A 20160-nucleotide genomic window follows, 5' to 3' on the forward strand; every position below is an offset into this window, starting at 1 on the left:
AATGAATCCAATCCGTTACAGCGTTGCCCAGCTTGCCGAACGTTTCGCCCTGGAGTTCCAGGGTGACGGGGCACGCATCATCGATGGTGTCGGCACACTTGCCGCTGCAGGTCCGACCCAGCTGAGCTTTCTTTCCAACAGCAAATACGCCGCGCAACTGGCCACCACGCGCGCCGGCGTGGTGGTGGTGAATCGCGATGCCGCGGAAAGTTGTCCCACCGCGACCCTGATCGCCCGCGATCCGTACGTGGCCTACGCGCACATAGCCGCCTTGTTCGAGCGCCTGCCGGCCGCGACGCCGGGCGTGCATCCCACGGCGGTGATCGCACCGAGTGCGCGCGTCAGTCCGTCGGCAAGCATCGGCCCCTGCTGCGTCATCGAAGACGGCGCCGTGGTCGAAGACGGCGCCATCCTCGGCCCGCATTGCATCATCGGTCCCGAATGCACGGTCGGTGCGCAGTCGCGGCTGGTCGCGCGCGTCACCTTGGTAATCCGCGTGACGCTGGGCAAGCGCGTGCTGGCGCATCCGGGCGCGGTGATCGGCTCGGACGGCTTCGGCCTGGCGTTCGATCGCGACCACTGGGTGAAGCTGCCGCAGCTGGGCGGCGTGCGCATCGGCGACGACTGTGAAATCGGCGCCAACACCACCATCGATCGTGGTGCGCTGGACGACACCGTGCTGGAAGAAGACGTGCGCCTGGACAACCAGATCCAGATCGCCCACAACGTCTACATCGGTGCACACACCGCCATGGCCGGCTGCGCCGCCGTGGCCGGCAGTGCGAAAATCGGCCGTTATTGCATGATCGGCGGCAATGCCGGCGTGCTCGGCCATCTCGAATTGGCCGACCGGGTTACCATTACGGCCAAGAGCCTGGTGACTCATTCGATTCGGGAGGCTGGCGAGTATTCCTCCGGGGTGCCGCTGCAGGAGAACCGACAGTGGCGCCGCAATGCTGCGCGCTTCAAGCACCTGGACGAATACGCGCGCCGATTGTCGGCGCTGGAAAAGGATAAGAACGATGATTAAGAGCCTGTGTTCACACTCCAAGCACCTCGCATTGCGCCGGAGTGGCCGCCATGCGGCCGCGCGCGACTTGGCCAGACCGCCAGTCTGGTGCTGCGCCGCGCACGACCACCTGACAACCACTCCGGCGCAATGCGAGGCACTTGGAATATGAACACAAGCTCTAACAACACCACCCCGATCACGCTGCCGGTAGGCGTCGAGCAAATCCAGCAATTGCTGCCGCACCGCTACCCGTTCCTGCTGGTGGATCGCGTGATCGAGATCGTGCCCGAGCAAAGCGTGGTGACGCTGAAGAACGTCACCATCAACGAGCCGTTTTTCAATGGCCATTTCCCAGGCCATCCGGTGATGCCTGGCGTGCTGATCGTGGAAGCCATGGCGCAATCCGCCGGCCTGCTCACCCAGATCAGCGCGCGCCTGAAAGGCAACGCGGCCAGCCCGCTGTTCTATCTGGCCAAGGTCGACAACGCCCGTTTCAACGCACCGGTAGTGCCGGGCGATCAGCTGCGCATGGAAGTGAAGCTCAAGCGCCTGCTGCGCAGCATGGGCCTGTTCGAGGCGCGCACCCTGGTCGATGGCCGCGAAGTGGCCAGCTGCGAACTGATGTGCGCCGCGAGGTCGGAGAAATGATCCACCCCACCGCGCAGATCGATCCCTCAGCCGTCATCGGCAACAACGTAAGCATCGGCGCCTTTACCGTCATCGGCGCCGAGGTGGAAATCGGCGACAACACGGTGATCGGCCCGCACGTGGTGATCCAGGGCCCCACCAAAATTGGCCGCGACAATCGCATCGCGCAATTCGCCTCGCTCGGCGGCGATCCGCAGGACATGAAGTACGGCGGCGAACGCACCGAACTGGTCATCGGCGATCGCAACCTGATCCGCGAATTCGTCACCATCAATCGGGGCACCAGCGAAGGCGGCGGCGTCACGCGCGTTGGCAACGACAACTGGCTGCTGGCCTACGTGCACGTGGCGCACGATTGCAAGGTCGGCAACCACACCATCTTCTCCAACTATTCGGCGCTGGCCGGCCATGTGGAAGTGGGCGACTGGACGGTTTTCGCCGGCTATTCCGGTGCGCACCAGTTCTGCAAGATCGGCGAGCACGCCTTCATCGCCATGGGCTGCCTGCTCGGCGCCGACGTGCCGCCGTTCCTGATGATGGCCAACGACCAGGCGGGCCGTCCGCGCGGACTCAACACCACCGGCCTCAAGCGCCGCGGCTTCGAGCCGGAACGCATCACCGCGATCAAGCGCGCCTACCGCACGCTCTACACCTCGGGCCTGTCGCTGGCCGAGGCGCGCGAGCAACTCGCCACGCAAGCCAAGGAAAGCGAAGACGTGCGGGCGATGCTGGCATTTCTGGAACGCAGCGAACGCGGGTTGGCGCGCTGACAATATGCGCCCCCGCATATGGTTAGATCAGGCACGGGCTTTTTGCTTTTGAGGCATTGCCATGCCCACTGACGCCAACGCTCCGCTGATCGCCCTCATCGCCGGCGAAGACTCCGGCGATCAACTCGGTGCCGATCTGATCACCGCCTTGCGGCGCCACTATCCCGATGCACGCTTCGTCGGCATCGGCGGTCGCCGCATGCAGAAGCACGGTTTCGAATCGTGGTACGACATCCGCGAACTGTCTCTGTTCGGTTTTGCGGAGGTAATCAGCCATCTGCCGCGGCTGTTGAAACTGCGCAAAGAACTGATCACACGCCTGCTCGCGGCCAGGCCCGCGATCGTGGTCGGCATCGACGCTCCCGATTTCAACCTCGGTCTCGAACGCCGCTTGAAGCAAGCGGGCCTGCGCACCGTGCATTACGTCAGCCCGTCGATCTGGGCCTGGCGCGAAAAGCGGGCGGACAAGATCGGCCACAGCGTGCATCGCGTGCTGTGCCTATTCCCGATGGAGCCACCGATCTACGCGCGCCATGGCATCGATGCGCGTTTCGTCGGCCATCCATTGGCCGATCGCTTTCCGCTCGTATCCGATCGCGTACCGGCACGCCGCACGTTACAGCTGCCGCTCGACGCCCCTGTGTTGGCGCTGCTGCCTGGCAGTCGCCATTCCGAGCTGGAACGCATGGGCGCCATCTTTTTGGATACCGCACGCCGCGTGGCCACCGCCATGCCCGGCTTGCGCGTGGTAATTCCCGCCGCGAATTCGCGTGCACTCGCCACACTCAAGGCCATGCTTGCACACGGGCCGCATGATGATGCCTCGCCCATCCTGATCGACGGCCATGCCCACGAAGCAATGCTCGCTGCCGACGTCGTGTTGCTGGCATCCGGTACCGCCACGCTGGAAGCGATGCTCGCCAAGCGTCCGATGGTGGTGGGCTATCGCGTATCGCCATTGAGCTATCGCATCGCGCGCCTGTTCAACATGCTCAAGACCGACGTCTACGCACTGCCCAACATCCTTGCCCGCGCCTGCGGCATGGGCAAGGACGCGCTGCTGGCACCGGAACTGATGCAGGACGACTTCACCGCGGAGAAGCTCACGCACGCCACGCTGCAATTGTTCCGCGATAGCGAGCGGCGCGGCGCCATCGTTGCCGCCTTCGAGCAATTGCATGAAGCCTTGCGCGGTCATCTGCCCGGCCACGCCGGCGACCATGCGGCGGCGGCGATCATTGAATTGATCGAGCAACCAAGCTCCCTCCCCCGGGAAGAGGGTTAGGGTGAGAGGCTGGGCTTGCGGGAACGCATCAATACGTTCAGGCTTTTTACTGCATGCACCAAAATGACATCCCGCCAGATTCGCCCCTCACCTCACCCCATTCCCCTTGGGGAGTGGGAAAAGATAATGAGCCCTCCCCGGAGGGGAGAGGAGGCGGACGCGAAGAGCGCGTTACTCAATACGTCACCCGCTACGTGGCCGGCGTGGACGAAGCCGGACGCGGCCCGCTGGCCGGCCCCGTGGTCGTGGCGGCGGTGATCCTCAACAAGCGCCGCCGCATCAAGGGCCTGGACGACTCCAAGAAGCTGAGCGAAGCCAAGCGCGAGGCACTCTTCCCCCTGATCGTTGAACGCGCACTGGCCTACAGCGTGGTCGTGGTGGATCGCGAAGAAATCGATCGCATCAACATCTTCCAGGCCACCATGATCGGCATGACGCGTGCGCTGCGCGCCCTGGCGCCAGCCGCCACGGAAGCACTTATCGACGGCAACCAGTTGCCCAAAGAGTTGCCCTGCCCTGCCCGCGCCATCATCGGTGGCGACGCGCTGGAACCCTCGATCAGCGCCGCGTCGATTCTGGCCAAGGTCAGCCGGGACCGCCTGATGGTGGCGATGGATACGCAATTTCCCGGCTATGGTTTCGCCGAGCACAAGGGCTATTCCACGCCCGGGCATCTCGCCGCGCTGCAACGGCTCGGGCCTTGCCTCGAACATCGACGCAGCTTTGCGCCGGTCAAGCTGTTGTTGGATCAAGGGCAGCTTTTCTAAGCCTGTTGAACTTTTTTTCTGAAGGCTGCCATGTCCATGGTTCTATGCAACCTTACCTATTGCGCGCGCATCTGAGCAGGTATGGGATGGATTCGGAACGCCGCTGCGCAGACATGCGAACGCCAGCGTAGCGGCCGCGTTGCACGGACGCGCCACCGCCCAGTGCCAGCAAAACTCGAATCAGACACCGGGCTTTCGAGGAGGGTGCCATGATGTTCCCGTTCCGTCGTCGCACAACGTCGAAATCCACTGCCGAAAAACACGCGCCGAAGCTCAACGCAGAAAACCCGCCGAACGTCACCGAGCTGCATCTGCAGCATCTCGACTACAACGGCGAGCCGATGAGCGTGGAAAGTCTGTCGCATTACTTCGCGCCCACGGACAGCAATGAACGGTTCCGTGTGCACTGAGATGGCGTCAGTCGAACACCGCCAATAGTTAAAACGGGTGCCCGCAAGCTTGCCCGTCGCCGCTTTTACGAATGTCCGGGCGACGACTTACGATTCGGGACTGCTGTCAATGCTTGCCCGTACCCGGCCGGCTCGCTAGGCTGAGCTATTGCTTCGCGTGCGAGCCATGTCCGTCCGTTTCGCTCATCTGCATCTGCACAGCGAATATTCGCTGGTCGACTCGACCATCCGCATCAAGGCGCTGGTGGCTGCCTGCGTGCAGGCCGGTGCGCCCGCTGTCGCGCTCACCGATGAGTGCAACATGTTCGCCCTGGTGAAGTTCTACAAGGCGTGCAGCGCGGCCGGCATCAAGCCGATCGGCGGCTGCGACTTGTGGATAAGCGCTCCGGACGATCCGCGCCCCTGGCGCATGACCGTGCTGTGCCAGAACCGCGACGGCTATCTCAACCTTTCCCGCCTCGTCTCGCGCGCCTGGCGCGAAGGCCAGCAAGGCGGCCGTGCGCTGGTCGACGCCACGTGGCTCACGCCGGCTGCGACAGACGGCTTGATCGTGCTGCTCGGGCGCGAAAGCGAAGCGGCCCGCATGGCCGTCAACCAGGGCACGGATACGGCGGCACCGCGTCTGCAAACGCTGCTGCAATTGTTTCCCGATCGCCTGTACCTGGAACTCACCCGCTGCGGCCGCGAGGGCGAAGAAGCGTGGAACAACGCCGCGCTCACCCTGGCCACCGCACTCGATCTGCCGGTGATCGCCAGCAACGACGTGCGCTTCCTGAAGCAGGACGACTTTGAAGCGCACGAAGCACGCGTGTGCATTCACCAAGGCCGCGTTCTTGCCGATCCCAAGCGCCCGCGCGACTACAGCGACCAGCAATACCTGAAAACGCCCGAGCAGATGGCCGAGTTGTTTGCGGACATCCCCGAAGCGCTGGAAAACACGGTCGAACTGGCCAAGCGCTGCAACCTGGAACTCTCGTTCGGCACCTACTACCTGCCGAACTTCCCGGTACCGGAAGGCCACGACCTCGACAGCTACATCCGCGAAACCGCGCGCGAAGGTTTGAAAGAACGCCTCGCCCACGCGCCGTTGGCAGCCGGCTACACGCTCGCCGATTACGAAGCACGCCTGGAACGCGAGCTGGACGTGATCATCAAGATGGGTTTTCCCGGTTACTTCCTGATCGTGGCGGACTTCATCAACTGGGGTAAGCAGAACGGCATTCCGGTCGGCCCGGGCCGCGGTTCGGGTGCAGGCTCGCTGGTGGCGTGGGTGCTGAAGATCACCGATCTCGATCCGCTGCAGTTCAACCTGCTGTTCGAGCGTTTCTTGAATCCAGAGCGCGTGTCGATGCCGGACTTCGACATCGACTTCTGCATGGATCGCCGCGACGAGGTGATCGACTACGTCGCGCGCAAATACGGCCGCGACCACGTCAGCCAGATCATCACCTACGGCTCGATGGCTGCCAAGGCGGTGCTGCGCGACTCCGGCCGCGTGCTCGGCATGGGCTACAACGCGGTCGACAAGATCGCCAAGCTGATTCCGGCGCGCCCGCTCGACCTCACGTTGTCATGCGCACTTGGCCGCTCGGAAAAAGCGCAGAAAGAACCCGACCGCGTGGTCAAGGAATTCTGCGAACTCTACGAACAGGACGAAGAAGCCAAGACGCTGATCGACCTGGCGCTGAAACTGGAAAGCCTCACGCGCAACGCCGGCAAGCACGCCGGTGGCGTGGTGATCGGGCCCAAACCGCTCACCGAATTCGCACCGCTGTACTGCGAACCGGGCGGCGCTGGCGTCGTTACGCAATACGACAAGGACGACGTCGAAGCCGTCGGCCTGGTGAAGTTCGACTTCCTCGGCCTGCGCACGCTCACCATCATCGATTGGGCGGTGAAGGCGATCAATGCGCGCCGCGCGCAAAGCGGCGAAGAACCGCTGGACATCGCCGCGCTGCCGCTCGATGACGTCCCCACCTACGAGTTGTTGAAACGCGCGCAGACCGTCGCCGTGTTCCAGCTCGAATCCTCCGGCATGCAGCGCATGCTCAAGGATGCGAAGCCGGACCGCTTCGAAGACATCATCGCGCTGGTGGCGTTGTATCGCCCCGGCCCGATGGACCTGATCCCCAGCTTCGTCGCGCGTAAACATGGTCGCGAAGAAGTGATCTATCCCGATCCGCGCGTCGAGCCGATCCTGAAAGAGACCTACGGCATCATGGTCTACCAGGAGCAGGTGATGCAGATGGCGCAGATCGTCGGCGGCTACTCGCTCGGCGGCGCCGACCTGTTGCGCCGCGCGATGGGCAAGAAGAAAGTCGAGGAAATGGCCAAGGAGCGCGCCAAGTTCCGCGAAGGCGCCGCCAAGGACGGGCTGACTGGCGAGAAAGCCGATGCCATCTTCGACGACATGGAAAAGTTCGCCGGCTACGGCTTCAACAAGTCGCATGCCGCCGCCTATGCCGTGGTGTCGTACCAGACTGCATGGCTGAAGGCGCACTACCCCGCCGAATTCATGGCCGCGACCATTTCGTCGGACATGGACAACACCGACAAGGTGGTGATCTTCCTCGACGAATCGCGCGCGATCGGCTTGAAGATCCTGCCGCCGGACGTGAACGCATCGGAGTTCATGTTTGAGGCCGTCGAACCGAGGGTCATTCGCTATGGCCTCGGCGCCATCAAGGGCGTCGGCCAGGGTGCTTGCGAAGCCATTGCCGAGGAACGCAAGAAAGGCGGCCCGTACAAGGATCTGGCCGACTTCTGCCGCCGCGTTGATCCCAGCAAGCTCAATCGCCGCGTGCTGGAAGCACTGATCTACTCCGGCTCGCTGGATGCCCTGGCCCCCACCCGCGCCAGCCTGATGCTGCAGTTGCCGGATGCGATCAAGGCGGCCGAACAGCATCTGCGCGATCGCCAGTCCGGCCAGAACGACATGTTCGGTGCCATGGTCGGCGCCGTCACCCCCGTCGTGGAGATCAACCTGCCCACCGCGCCCGAATGGCCGCTGGAGCAGAAACTGCAAGGCGAGCGCGACACGCTCGGCCACTACCTGTCCGGCCACCCCACCGATCCCTGGCGCGAGGAACTGGCCCAGCTCTCCACCTGCCCGCTCGGCGAGATCGCCGACCGCTACCAGCCCCCGCGCCCGCGCAAGAACGACGGCGACGACAACCGCTTCCGCCGCGGCCCCGATACCCCCTGGACCGTCGCCGGCATGGTGGTGGCCGTGCGCAAGCGCGGCGACAGCGACGCCTTCGTGCGCCTGGAAGACAGCACCGGCAGCATCGAGGTGAGCTTCTTCGGCGAGCTGTACCAGCAAGCCGCCCCGCTGCTCACCCGCGACGAGCTGATCGTGGTCGAAGGCGGCCTGCGCATCGACGAATTTTCCGGCGGCGGTTTCCAGGTACGCGCCCGCAGCGCCATGTCCATGGCCGACGCCTGCCGCCGCTACGCGCGCCTGCTGCGCGTCAAGGTCAACGGCATCGGCCCCGACTTCATCACCCAGTTCCGCCAGGCCCTCGCCGGCCATCGCGGCGGCAATGCGAGCGTGCTGCTAAGCGGCTACCACAACGCCGTGGCGCAGGCGGATTTCGAATTCGGGCAGGAATGGAAGGTGCACGCCATCCCCGAGCTGCTGCGCACCGTGCGGGGGATGCCTGGGGTGCTGGGCGCGGGTGTGCGGATCATCAAAGCCGACTAAGCCCTTGGACACCATGACGTTGATGGTGACGCTGGCCGACCTTAAGCTGGTTTTTAACGAGTCCGCACTCCTCCATATCCCGGCGAACGCCGGAGCCCAGTGTCTTTGCTTTTGAGGCAACCAAAGTTGGGGCTTTCGCCCCAACCGGGAAACTACATGGATTCGGGCAGATAACCGGTAAACCGGTTTTTGATCGCTGCCGGCAGTATCGAGTAATCATCGACGTTGCCAAACCACCGCGTAGAAACGCGATGGTCCTGTCGCTCAAAAAAGCCAACCCACAACCGTGGCTTGTTCAAATCAATAACGACCATGGCAAAGGCTGCGGGACAGTTATGCGGCATGCACTGATGGATAACGAGGAAATCACCCTGCTGCTCGATTTTGTCTTCCACGCCGTAGCTGGCGAGCGCTTTCCGGTCCGCGGGCGACAACAGGCCATGCAGCGCGGCCTGGATGGACGGCTGATCCAGAAAACCACCCTTTTTTCCGTTCGTATAGACCGAAGGATATTTCCCTACCCAGGATAAAAGCGCCGCCTTGTCCCAGGTCTGGGCACTGTCGGCTGCATAAAGCGAAGCCGGCATACACAGCGCCAACATCAGTGTAAGCATCATTCTCATCGATATCACCTGTGATTGATCTGCAGCGCGGCCATAGGGTGGGAGCCATCGTTTTTCAGCGCTTTTTCGCAGGCACAAATGGATTTGGAATAGCCTGCTCCCGTGCCGAACGATTTATCGACGCCAGCGAGTTTGGTCTTGCAGATGTCCAGATAACAGGTGCCGCACTGGATATTTTTTGCCGCATCGGTCATGTCATCGTGACTGAAATGAATGCCGGCCGGGCTGTTTTTGTTGACCAGGTCGACCGCCCCTTTCGTAAGCTGCATTAGCCCTGTTGCGGTGGATCCTCCGTTGACGACTTCCGGGTCAAAATTCGTTTCCTTCCATGCCAGACAGATCACGAATTCATCGGAAAAGATTTTCGATCTGTTGTTGTCCTTGACCAGCTTTACCATCTGCTCGTAACTGAGCCCGCTCATCCCACTCTCCTTAAGCGATATCCAAGAAACATCCATAGAAATGGGCGCCGTTCATGGCGCCCCGCAGATCATGCGTCAGGCGTCGAAACCCTGGCAACATCTTCACGTCACAGCCCTCGAAGCTCCGGGCTGCCCCGGCACTTCGCCCAGCACCGCGGGTTTATCAGCGACCGTTGCCGCCTCGGAGGCTGAGGGACAAAGCGCTTTCCCAGCCCCCATACGCCCCCGTTCCCGCCCCGTCACGCACCCCGGGTATACTGCCCCGCTTCTGTGCCACGTCAGTGACCGATGAACCCGAATTTCCTCGATTTCGAACAACCGATTGCCGAGCTGGAGGCCAAGATCGAGGAGCTGCGGCATGCCAGCTCCGGCCAAGCGTTCAACATCGACGAGGAAGTCGCCCGGCTGCGCGAGAAGCTCAAGCTGAAGACGGCGGATATCTTCCGCACCCTCACGCCCTGGCAGGTGACCCAGCTGTCGCGCCACCCCGCGCGTCCCTACACGCTCGATTACATCGGCGTGATGTGCGAGGAATTCCACGAACTGGCCGGCGATCGTGCGTATGCCGACGATGCCGCCATCGTGGGCGGCCTGGGGCGCATCAACGGACGTTCGGTGATGATCATCGGTCATCAGAAAGCGCGTGATACCAAGGGCAAGGTGCGCCGCAACTTCGGCATGCCGCGACCGGAGGGTTATCGCAAGGCCCTTCGCCTGATGAAGATGGCTGAACGTTTCAACCTTCCGCTACTGACACTGATCGATACGCCCGGCGCCTATCCGGGTGTGGGCGCCGAAGAGCGCGGACAGAGCGAAGCCATCGCGCGCAACCTGCTGGAAATGGCCGAACTGAAAGTGCCGATCATCTGCACGGTGATCGGTGAAGGCGGCTCCGGCGGCGCGTTGGCGATCGGCGTGGGCGACAGCACGATCATGCTGCAATACTCGACCTATTCCGTGATTTCGCCCGAAGGTTGCGCCTCGATTCTCTGGAAGAGCGCCGACAAGGCGAAGGATGCCGCTGAAGCCTTGGGCTTGATCGCACCACGCCTGCTGGAGCTCGGCCTGATCGACAAGGTGGTGCGCGAACCGCTAGGCGGTGCCCATCGCAATCCCCATTCGATGGCCGTACGCCTGAAAGCCGTGCTGCTCAACGAACTGGACCGGCTCGAAGGCATTCCCGCGCCGGAATTGCTCGAACAGCGTTATCGCCGCCTGCGCGATTACGGCGCCTATAACGAATAGGTGCCTGCGCCATGGCGGGTGTGCAAGGCATCGATCACGTCAACCTCAGCGCACCCGCCGAGCTGCTGGAACGGGTTCGCCATTTCTACGTCGAGATCATCGGCCTGCACGAAGGGCCTCGCCCCACGTTTCGCTCGGGTTCGCGCGGTTATTGGCTGTATGCCGGCGCCGAACCGATCATGCATCTGACCTCGCGCGGCAGAGGCGAGGCGTCGGCGCAAGACACCGGTTGGCTGGACCATATCGCGTTTGCCTGCACCAATCTTCCCGCCATGCGGGCCAAGCTCGACGCAGCCGGTGTTGCCTATCGCATCGACGTGGTGGACATGCCGCCGCAAGTGCAGCTGTTTCTCACCGATCCGGCCGGCGTCGGCGTGGAACTCAATTTCCGCGGCTGACGTAGGTTGGGGTGAGGCGCAGCCGAACCCCAACATGGCGTGCAGCGTCCGGAACGTTGGGGTTCGCACCCCAACCTACGTGGCCGTTGCCGATCACGCCCCTTTGCTGAAGAATCCCTCCGGGGTTCCAGACAAGCGAAGCTTCCATGCAGGCTCTTTCCGTTTTGCGCCGCGCGATCGCGACGGCGACCATCATTTTTGCGGCTCAACTTTCGGCGCAGGCACTACCCACACGTAGCGATACCGCCGAGGCACGCACCGCCAAAGCATTTGAAAGCGCGCGCCAGCAAGGTCCATTGGCCCTGCATGCTTTCCTTGCCGAGATGCCCAAGGGCGGCGACTTGCACAACCATCTGAGCGGCGCGGTCTATGCAGAATCGTGGATCGCCGACGCAGCCGCCGATGGGCTATGCGTGGATATCGCCACCTCAAGCCTGGTCGACAAGAACGATGCGAGTGCACCCCATTGCGGAACCGGCCAACGTCCCGCGGCTGATGCACTAAACGATCAGCACTTCTACGACACCTTGGTCGATGCGTTTTCCATGCGCAGCTTCGTGCCCTCCGCCGGTCGTTCTGGCCACGATCAATTCTTCGATACGTTCGGCCGCTTCCAGGCGGTGACGCCGCAGCAGCACATGGGCGACTGGCTCAACGAAGTGAGCTCACGCGCCGCCGCGCAAAACGAGCAATACCTCGAATTGATGGTGACACCGCCTTTCGCGCATGCCAAGGAACTGGCACGGACATTAGGCTGGCAGGCCGACTTCGACACCCTGCGCAAGCAGTTGCTTGAGCAGGGCTTGAAAGACGAAATACCCACCGATGAGCGACTGCTCTCGCAAGCATTAGCCGAACGCACACGCCAGCAACATTGCGACGATGCCAAACCCGACGCTGCGTGCAGCGTGCAGATCCGCTTCCTCTACCAGGTATTGCGCGGCGCGCCGCCCGAGCGCGTATTTGCGCAAACGCTGCTTGGTTTTGAGCTGGCCTCGGTCGATTCACGCTGGGTCGGCATCAATTTCGTGATGCCGGAAGACGGCTATCTGTCGATGCGCGACTACAGCTTGCAGATGCGCATGCTCGATTATCTGCACCGCCTGTATCCCAAGGTGCATATCAGCCTGCATGCCGGCGAACTGGCGCCTGGGCTGGTTCCGCCGGATGGCCTGCGCTTCCATATCCGAGAGGCGGTGAACCTCGGCCACGCCGAACGCATCGGCCACGGCGTGGATGTGATGTACGAAGATCACCCGGAACAACTGCTGCAGGAGATGGCGGCACGCCACGTGATGGTGGAAATCAACCTGACCAGCAACGACGTGATTCTTGGCGTGCGCGGCGCCGATCATCCGCTGCCTATGTACATGAAATACGGCGTGCCGGTCGCACTATCCACCGACGACGAAGGCGTCTCGCGCATCGATCTCACTCACGAATACGTACGCGCTGCCGAGGACTTCGGTCTGGATTATGCGACGCTCAAACAGATGGCGCGCAACAGCCTCACCTACAGCTTCCTGCCAGGTGACAGCCTGTGGAATGCCAGCGCGTGCCAAGGTCAGTCGTCCGCCAGCCACACCAGCACAGCTTGCCAACGATTCCTCGCCGCGAGTGAGAAAGCCAAGGCACAGTGGGAACTGGAGCGTCGCCTGCGCGTTTTTGAGGCAAGCCACTGAAGTACGCTGTTTGTGAAAACGGGGCCCGCTTTCTCATTCCTGACAGGCCGTGGCGCACGCATCGAGTGCGCTACCATCCAGGCGGGGTTCTCGGAGACATGCCATGGCCAACGATCCAGCCGCCAAACTCGCCGTTCTGATCGATGCCGACAACACCCAGCCCGCCATCGCCGAAGGCCTGCTGGCCGAGGTCGCCAAGTACGGCACCGCCCACGTGAAGCGCGCCTACGGCGACTGGACCGGCCAGCAACTCAAGAGTTGGAAAGAGCAACTGCTGACGCAATCGATCCAGCCCATCCAGCAGTTCGGCTATACCAGCGGCAAGAACGCCACCGATTCGGCGATGATCATCGACGCCATGGACCTGCTCTATTCCGGGCGCTTCGATGGCTTCTGCATTGTTTCCAGCGACAGCGATTTCACTCGGCTGGCAGCGCGCATTCGCGAGTCGGGACTGATCGTCTATGGCTTTGGCGAGCGCAAGACACCCGGACCCTTCGTCGCCGCCTGCGACAAATTCATCTATACCGAGATTCTCACCGCCAAACCGGATGAGGAGCAGCCGCTCAAGCCACGCTCGCCTGCGCAGATGAAAAAGGACACCGCCCTGATCAATCTGCTGCGCAACAGTATTGATGCAGCCTCCGACGACGAGGGCTGGGCAGGCTTGGGTGGCGTCGGTTCGATCATCACCAAGCAGCGCCCGAACTTCGACTCGCGCAGCTACGGCTACGGCAAGCTGAGCGACCTGATCGCCGCCATTGACCTGTTCGAACTGGATCGGCGCAGCCCAGGCGAAGGGCGACCGAAAGCGATCTACGTGCGCAATAAACGGAAACCGGTGGCGCGTGACTAACGACGCATCCTTGCAGCGCACACTGCAGCACGCGCTGCATAAACACCCGGAGGGCTCGCTCTGTGTCGCTTACAGTGGCGGTCCCGATTCCACCGCCCTGCTGCACATCTTGGCGCACCTGCCCGAAGCACGCGCACGCGGTTTGCGCGCCATGCATGTGGATCATGGATTGCATGAAGAAAGCGCGTGCTGGGCTGCGCATTGCCGCGCGTTCTGCGCCACGTTGGGAGTTGCATGCGAGGTGCACGTGGCCAAAGTGGATCGCGCCAGCGGCATCGGCCTGGAAGCGGCTGCACGGCAGGCGCGTTATGCGATCTTTGCCGAGTATCTGCAGGCGGATGAAAGGCTGGTATTCGGCCATCACCAGGACGATCAGGCAGAAACCGTGCTGCTGAAACTGCTGCGCGGCGCCGGGCCGGAAGGATTGGGCGGGATGCGTGCGGAACGTCCACTGGGACGCGGTACCGTATGGCGGCCGCTACTCGACATCCCGCGACAGGTGTTGCGTGACTACGTCGACGCGCATGATCTGCCTTGCATCCATGACCCATCCAACGATGACCGCCGACTTGCGCGCAATCATTTGCGCCACGAGATCCTGCCGTTGCTCAAAACGCATTGGCCGCAGGCGGCCATGTCCATCACGCATAGCGCCATGCTGTGCCGTGGTGCTGCCGACACGCTGCAACAGGATTGGCTGGCTGCGTTTGAAGATTTGCGTGACGACAGCACCAACAGCCTCGATGCACGAGGCTGGCTCGCTTTGCCACCTGCCCTGCGCGATCCACTGCTGGCGCACTGGCTACATGCGCAAGGCCTCACCGCACCCACCACGGCGCAACGTCGGCAGATCGAGCAACAGTGCACCGCGCAGGATGGCCAATTGCCATGCATCCGTTGGCCCGGCACGGAAGTGCACGTCTGGAAGCATCGCCTATGGGCGATGGCGCCACGCGATCGAACGCCATCGCAAAGGGACATGCCTTGGCTCGGCGAAACACTGCAGCTGCCCGATGGCGGCTTGCTGATGCTGGAACCTGATGCACGGCTTTCCGTCAGCCTGACGGTGCGTTGGCGCAGTGGCGGCGAACGCATCAAACCCGCAGGCGATCGCCACACGCGCGAGCTGCGTGCACTGTTTCAGAGCGGTGCGATTCCGCCGTGGCAGCGCGATGCCTGCCCCCTTCTGTATGAAGGCGATGAACTCATTGCCGTGGCAGATCGCTGGTCAAGCGCACGCGCGGAAGCGATTTTCCATGAAGCAAAAGCCCGGCCGTGCTGGCGGCCGGGCTCTTGATGGATGCATCCACGTAGGCTGGGATGAAATCCCAGCATCGGCGATCAAAACCGCTACTTGCTTTCCTGCGGCAACGGCGCAACCGCAGCAGCCGCGCCCATCACCCTGCGATTGACGAAATACATCATCACGAACGACGCCAGCGTGGTGAAGACCAGGATGTCACCCAGCACGTCGAAATGCAGCAGCCGTCCATTCGACAGCTGCACCACTACCATGCCACCGAGCAACGCGGCTAGGCCACCGGACATCTGCTGCAGGGACGAGCTGATCGACATATAAGCGCCCCGATCAGACGGCTTGGGTAGCGCGGACATCAATGCCGACGACGAAATGATGCGCGAGAAGATACCGATCTGCAGCAGCGCGCTCACCGTAATCAGCGTCCACAAGCCCACATTGGACATCCGCGTGTAGATCACCACCATCACGATCGTCACCACGCAGCCAAAGGCAAATATGCGGAACTTGCCGAAGGCGTCGCTGGCCTTGCCGAGCAGCGGCCCCATCACCGCCGACACCAGGCCGGTGATCAGGTACACCACCGACAACATCGACATCGGAATGCCGAGGTTGTTGACGATAAACAAGGTGGAATACGGCATCAGCATGAAGCCGCCCATGGTCAGCAACGCCGTGGTGGCAAAGCCGATCAAATAAGAGCGCGTGGTCAAGGTATGCAGCAAGTGATGCAGCGGCTTCTTGTCCGGACGCAACGCCAGGTGCGCGTTGACCGGACGCAGGCGCCCAATGATCGCGCCACCCACCACGGTGCACACCGCCACGATCAGGAAGAACGGCGCATTCCAGCCCCAGTGGCTGGACAACCATAGACTCAACGGCAAACCCAACACCGTGCTCGCCGCAAACGCCGATTGGATGTAACCCATCACGCGTCCGCGCATGGACAGCGGAAACAGATCGGTAACGATAGCCATCGATGCCGCGCCAACGACACCCGCAAACAAGCCGGTAAACATGCGGGCCAGCAGCAGCAACACGTAGGTGTGGGCGAGCGCGCAGAACAAGGTGCCGAGCATGAAGCCGGCATAGAAAATCAGCAGCAGCCTTTTGCGGTCGAACCGATCGGCAAAGCCGGCGGCAACGATGCCGGACACGCCCGCGGCAAAGGCATACGCCGAAACGACGTCGCCGAACTGCTCGGGCGTGATGTGCAAGGCCGGCACGACCAAAGCACCCAGCGGCGCCAGCAGCATGAAATCGAGCACGATGGTGAATTGCAGAAAAGCCAGCACGGCCACCACGAACTTCTGGTAGCCGGAAAAACCCATGCCGCCAGCTTCCGCGGCATGCGTTGGCGAAGGATTGGTCACAGTGACTCCTAGGAGCGAGCCTCTCCCGGCTTGCTCGGATGGGGGGATGACGCAGAGTACAGTTTCGATATATCGAAATCAAGCCTTTCGGGACAGGTCGAAACAGCGGACTGCCACAGCAACACGCATCGCTCCCATGCAAACGCCTGGCTGCATCACGCAGGCGTACTGCGGCGATTGATTCCGCCTCTTCGCTGCGTTAGCGTTGCCCGCCATGGCCAAGCCCACTTCCGCCCCTGCTGAAACGACCTCGGTCGCCGACTTCGAGCATTCGCTCGACGAACTCGAACAACTGGTGGCGCGCATGGAAGGGGGCGAAATGAGCCTGGACGAATCGCTCAGCGCCTTCGAACGCGGCATCGGCCTTTATCGCCACTGCCAGCAGGCGCTCGACCAGGCCGAACTGCGCGTGCGGCTGCTGCTCGATCCGGACGCGCCAGAAAAAGCCGAGCCGTTCACGCCCGAAACCTGAGCCGCAGGTTGGGATGCGAACCCCAACATTCCTTTCCTCGTCGACGTCGAAATGTTGGGGTTCGCACCCCAACCTACGGCTCTGAAACGACCCCGGTCGCCGACTTCGAACATTCGCTGGACGAACTCGAACAGCTGGTGGCGCGAGATGAGCCTGGACGAATCGCTCAGCGCCTTCGGACGCGGCATTGGCCTTTAGCAGGCGCTCGACCAGGCCGAACTGCGCGTGTGGCCGTTGCTCGATCCAAACGCACCGAACACGGCGTAGGTTGGGGTGCGAACCCCAACATCCCTGTTCTCATCGACATCGAAATGTTGGGGTTCGCACCCCAACCTACATGCGGCTATTTGATCAGGCGCAACGCGAACGGATAGCGATAACGCACGCCTTCGTTGGCTTTGACGCCGGCAATGATGGTCAGCACCAGCCAGCCAATGCCGATGATCACCCACAGCGGAATCGCAATGATCAAGCCGATACCGAACGTGATGGCCGAGAGCACCAACAGCACCAGGCTGGCAATCGCCACGGAGATGTTGAAGTTCAACGCTTCCTTGGCCTGATCGGCAACGAAAGGCATGGTGTCTTTCTTCACCAGCCAGATCACCAGTGGGCCGATGAAGCAGCCCCAGCCGGCGCCGAGCGAAGCGGTAAGCAAGGCACCCAGCAAGGCCGACAGATGCGCGAACATCGCCCAGGTGCGCTCTTCGGCAGGAATATCACCGATGTGCTCGCTCGGTGGAGGCGGTACAACGGACTCGGGCGGAACGCTCATAAGCATCTCCTTTCAAGTCGTGCAAAACACCGGCGCATGCCGGTGAAAAGCATCCTAGCAGGGTGCGCAGGAACTTGCTGCGCAGCTTTTGGCCTAGGCATTTTGGTGGGCTACTCGCCCGCAATCGTCATGCGATCGATCAGGATCGAACCGGTCAGCAGGTGCGAGCGCCTGTCCACGTCCGCGCCCACCGCCACGATGCCGTTGTACATATCGCGCAGATTGGCAGCGATGGTGATCTCCTCGACCGGATAGGCGATTTCACCGTTCTCCACCCAGAAGCCCGCGGCGCCGCGCGAGTAGTCGCCGGTGATGGTGTTGACGCCCTGCCCCATCACCTCCGTCACCAGCAGCCCGGTACCGAGCCGGCGCAGCATGCCGCCGAAGTCGTCGGCAGCACCGCCATCGGCATGGCCCGGCTCGACCACCAGGTTGTGGATGCCGCCGGCATTGCCCGTGGATGCCAGCCCCAGCTTGCGTGCGGAATAACTGCTCAGTACATAGCGTGCAAGCACGCCGTTCTCGATCAGCACGCTGTCGCGCGTCGCAACACCTTCCGCATCGAAGGCACCCGAGCCTTGTCCGCCCAGTAGATGCGGGCGCTCCACAATGTTCAGCCAGGTCGGCATGACTTGCTTGCCGGCGTGGTCCAGCAGGAAGCTCGCGCGGCGATACAGCGCGCCGCCACTGACCGCGCCAACCAAATGACCGATCAATCCACGCGCAATCTCCGGCGAAAACAGCACTGCTGACTGGCGCGTCGACAAACGCCGGGCACCTACGCGGGCAAGCGTGCGCTCGGCGGCGGTATCGCCCAACACCCGCGCGCTCATGAAATCGTTGGCGCTGCGCACGCTGTCATACCAGTAATCGCGCTGCATGCCCGCTTCATCGCCAGCGATCAAGGCCAGCGACAGCGAATGCCGCGTACCGCGTTCGCGCCCGATAAAGCCGTGCGAATTGGCATAGACGGACAAGCTCTCGCCCATCTGCACGCTGGCGCCATCGGAATTGGTGATGCCGGCATGGGCGCGTCCGGCCGCCTCGATCTCCTGGCCCAACGCAATCGCCGCCGGGGTATCGATGGCCCACGGATGCCACAGGTCCAGATCGGGAAATTGCGTGGCCATGCGCGCGGCATCGGCCAGGCCAGCTGCCGCGTCTTCCTCCGTGTACTGCGCAATGGCGCAGGCCTGGTCCAGCGTGGCCTGGATGGAATCCGCGTTCAGGTCAGCGGTACTGGCCGAACCTTTGCGCTTGCCGAAATACACCGTCAGGCCAAAACCGCGATCGCGCGTGTGCTCGACCGTTTCCACCTCGCCCAGGCGCACGTTGACGTTGAGGCCGGCGTCGATGCTGGCCGACACCTCCGCCTGGGTGGCGCCGGCGGCACGGGCGCGGCGGATCACGTCTTCGGCCAGCTCGGCCAAACGGTCGAGTTCGCGCTGGCTGGTGTCCTGACTGATGGCAACGTCGCTCACTTGGGGCTTCCTGTTGGGTACGTGGATACAATAGGCAGACGTGGGGCCGCCCAGACCCATTGCCAATGTCCGAAACGTCACAGGTTGCCATAGGAGCGGCCCATGTCCATAGCCACCGGCATCTACCGTCATTACAAAGGCCAGAGTTACCGCGTGATCGGCACCGCCCGTCACAGCGAAACCATGGAAGAGCTGGTCGTCTATCAAGCCCTGTACGGCGACTACGGCCTGTGGGTGCGCCCTGCCACCATGTTCGCCGAAACGGTGGAGCTGGAAGGCGAACCCATTCCCCGCTTCGCCCTGATCGAAGCCATGCCGGCCGAATTCACCCAGGCCGACCGGAACATCCCGTGAACCGCACTTACACCGACGATCCCGAACACGACTACGGCCCTACCCGCACGCAGCAGCGGCGCGATGCGCTGGCGGTGCTGGCGTTCGCTTCACAGCTGGCCGAATTGCCACCCTCGAAACTGGCGCGTGCGAACTTGCCGGACGACGTGCTGCGCGAAATCGACAACCTCAAGCGCATCACGTCGCACATCGCCCGCAAACGCCAGCTGGGTTTTCTGGCCAAGGTGATGCGGAGGCATGACGATGAAGCGTTCGACGGCGCGCGTGCGCTGCTGGGTGAAAACCGCGAGCAGCAGCGCAAGGAAACCGCCGCCATGCATCGCCTGGAAGCGCTGCGCGAACGCCTGCTGGAGAACGACGACACTCTGCAGGCATTGATCGACCAACATCCCGATGTCGATCGGCAGCACATGCGCTCATTGATTCGCCAGGCACGCATCGAGCGCGACGGCAACAAACCGCCACGCGCCTATCGCGAAATTTTCCAGCTGCTGAAGACGCTGAACGAAGACGCGTAACACGTCGGTTGCCATGAAACCGCATGCCCTCTGATCCGTCGCCCGGCGACCACCGGGGCCCGGTGTCTTTGCTTTTGGCATCTGAAAAAGTCGCTGAACTCCGGTGCG

20 protein-coding genes are annotated in these 20160 nt (G+C 62.5%); 15 read left to right on the plus strand and 5 right to left on the minus strand.

Going from position 1 to position 20160, the window contains the following annotated elements; all coding sequences use genetic code 11:
• The first annotated feature begins 1 nt into the window (after window position 1).
• From lpxD to dnaE, 7 genes are all read left to right on the plus strand, one after another.
• Entirely contained in the window at window positions 2-1030 is a 1029-nt protein-coding gene (gene lpxD, locus VJR68_RS18420) for a UDP-3-O-(3-hydroxymyristoyl)glucosamine N-acyltransferase (RefSeq protein ID WP_324150050.1), read from the plus strand.
• A 147-nt stretch (window positions 1031-1177) separates the two neighbouring features.
• The gene (gene fabZ, locus VJR68_RS18425; protein ID WP_324150052.1) at window positions 1178-1660 is read left to right on the plus strand and encodes a 3-hydroxyacyl-ACP dehydratase FabZ; all 483 of its coding nucleotides are present in this window, start codon (window positions 1178-1180) and stop codon (window positions 1658-1660) included.
• Complete coding sequence (lpxA, locus tag VJR68_RS18430; protein WP_324150054.1) at window positions 1657-2430, plus strand: acyl-ACP--UDP-N-acetylglucosamine O-acyltransferase; 774 nt, start codon at window positions 1657-1659, stop codon at window positions 2428-2430. The genes fabZ and lpxA overlap by 4 nt, the downstream gene beginning before the upstream one ends.
• A gap of 61 nt (window positions 2431-2491) precedes the next feature.
• The gene (lpxB, locus tag VJR68_RS18435; RefSeq protein WP_324150056.1) at window positions 2492-3715 is read left to right on the plus strand and encodes a lipid-A-disaccharide synthase; all 1224 of its coding nucleotides are present in this window, start codon (window positions 2492-2494) and stop codon (window positions 3713-3715) included.
• Between the two features lie 113 nt (window positions 3716-3828).
• The gene (rnhB, locus tag VJR68_RS18440) at window positions 3829-4482 is read left to right on the plus strand and encodes a ribonuclease HII (RefSeq protein ID WP_414647817.1); all 654 of its coding nucleotides are present in this window, start codon (window positions 3829-3831) and stop codon (window positions 4480-4482) included.
• Between the two features lie 209 nt (window positions 4483-4691).
• Window positions 4692-4892, plus strand: a complete 201-nt coding sequence (locus VJR68_RS18445; RefSeq protein WP_324150060.1) for a hypothetical protein — start codon at window positions 4692-4694, stop codon at window positions 4890-4892.
• 166 nt (window positions 4893-5058) lie between these two features.
• A complete protein-coding gene (dnaE, locus tag VJR68_RS18450) occupies window positions 5059-8595 on the plus strand; it encodes a DNA polymerase III subunit alpha (protein WP_324150062.1) in 3537 nt (1178 codons plus the stop codon).
• A 152-nt stretch (window positions 8596-8747) separates the two neighbouring features.
• On the opposite strand, the gene VJR68_RS18455 is transcribed toward dnaE, so the two are convergent.
• Window positions 8748-9218: a hypothetical protein gene (locus VJR68_RS18455; protein ID WP_324150064.1), complete on the minus strand. Its 471-nt coding sequence runs from the start codon at window positions 9216-9218 to the stop codon at window positions 8748-8750.
• Between the two features lie 5 nt (window positions 9219-9223).
• Window positions 9224-9640 (minus strand): lytic transglycosylase domain-containing protein, encoded by a 417-nt coding sequence (locus tag VJR68_RS18460; protein ID WP_324150065.1) that lies wholly within the window; start codon window positions 9638-9640, stop codon window positions 9224-9226.
• 288 nt (window positions 9641-9928) lie between these two features.
• On the opposite strand from VJR68_RS18460, the gene VJR68_RS18465 reads away from it, so the two are divergent.
• From VJR68_RS18465 to tilS, 5 genes are all read left to right on the plus strand, one after another.
• Window positions 9929-10885 (plus strand): acetyl-CoA carboxylase carboxyltransferase subunit alpha, encoded by a 957-nt coding sequence (locus VJR68_RS18465; RefSeq protein WP_324150067.1) that lies wholly within the window; start codon window positions 9929-9931, stop codon window positions 10883-10885.
• Window positions 10886-10896: 11 nt separating this feature from the next.
• On the plus strand, window positions 10897-11283 hold the full coding sequence (locus VJR68_RS18470; protein WP_324150069.1) for a diguanylate cyclase: 387 nt from the start codon (window positions 10897-10899) through the stop codon (window positions 11281-11283).
• A 146-nt stretch (window positions 11284-11429) separates the two neighbouring features.
• Window positions 11430-12965, plus strand: coding sequence for an adenosine deaminase (locus VJR68_RS18475; protein WP_324150071.1), 1536 nt, complete (start codon window positions 11430-11432; stop codon window positions 12963-12965).
• Window positions 12966-13068: 103 nt separating this feature from the next.
• Entirely contained in the window at window positions 13069-13821 is a 753-nt protein-coding gene (locus VJR68_RS18480; protein WP_324150073.1) for an NYN domain-containing protein, read from the plus strand.
• Window positions 13814-15118, plus strand: coding sequence for a tRNA lysidine(34) synthetase TilS (tilS, locus tag VJR68_RS18485; protein WP_324150074.1), 1305 nt, complete (start codon window positions 13814-13816; stop codon window positions 15116-15118). Before VJR68_RS18480 ends, tilS begins: the two co-directional genes overlap by 8 nt.
• 53 nt (window positions 15119-15171) lie before the next feature.
• Here the strand turns inward: tilS and VJR68_RS18490 are convergent, their stop codons facing one another.
• Window positions 15172-16452 carry an MFS transporter gene (locus VJR68_RS18490; protein WP_324150076.1) on the minus strand — a complete coding sequence of 427 codons (1281 nt, stop codon included), beginning with the start codon at window positions 16450-16452 and terminating at the stop codon, window positions 15172-15174.
• Window positions 16453-16666: 214 nt separating this feature from the next.
• Here VJR68_RS18490 and VJR68_RS18495 point away from each other — a divergent pair, with 214 nt between their 5' ends.
• The gene (locus VJR68_RS18495) at window positions 16667-16924 is read left to right on the plus strand and encodes an exodeoxyribonuclease VII small subunit (RefSeq protein WP_324150078.1); all 258 of its coding nucleotides are present in this window, start codon (window positions 16667-16669) and stop codon (window positions 16922-16924) included.
• A gap of 343 nt (window positions 16925-17267) precedes the next feature.
• Here VJR68_RS18495 and VJR68_RS18500 read toward each other — a convergent pair whose 3' ends face one another.
• Together VJR68_RS18500 and pmbA are read right to left on the minus strand one after the other, a co-directional pair.
• The gene (locus VJR68_RS18500; protein ID WP_324150079.1) at window positions 17268-17699 is read right to left on the minus strand and encodes a DUF4870 domain-containing protein; all 432 of its coding nucleotides are present in this window, start codon (window positions 17697-17699) and stop codon (window positions 17268-17270) included.
• Between the two features lie 110 nt (window positions 17700-17809).
• Window positions 17810-19180 carry a metalloprotease PmbA gene (gene pmbA, locus VJR68_RS18505; RefSeq protein WP_324150081.1) on the minus strand — a complete coding sequence of 457 codons (1371 nt, stop codon included), beginning with the start codon at window positions 19178-19180 and terminating at the stop codon, window positions 17810-17812.
• Between the two features lie 102 nt (window positions 19181-19282).
• Here pmbA and VJR68_RS18510 point away from each other — a divergent pair, with 102 nt between their 5' ends.
• Both VJR68_RS18510 and yjgA read left to right on the plus strand, forming a co-directional pair.
• Window positions 19283-19534 carry a DUF1653 domain-containing protein gene (locus VJR68_RS18510; RefSeq protein ID WP_324150083.1) on the plus strand — a complete coding sequence of 84 codons (252 nt, stop codon included), beginning with the start codon at window positions 19283-19285 and terminating at the stop codon, window positions 19532-19534.
• Window positions 19531-20052 (plus strand): ribosome biogenesis factor YjgA, encoded by a 522-nt coding sequence (gene yjgA / locus VJR68_RS18515; protein WP_324150085.1) that lies wholly within the window; start codon window positions 19531-19533, stop codon window positions 20050-20052. The genes VJR68_RS18510 and yjgA overlap by 4 nt, the downstream gene beginning before the upstream one ends.
• The last annotated feature ends 108 nt before the right edge of the window (window positions 20053-20160 follow it).

Source organism: Dyella sp., assembly GCF_035277725.1.
Taxonomy (GTDB): Bacteria; Pseudomonadota; Gammaproteobacteria; order Xanthomonadales; family Rhodanobacteraceae; genus Dyella_B.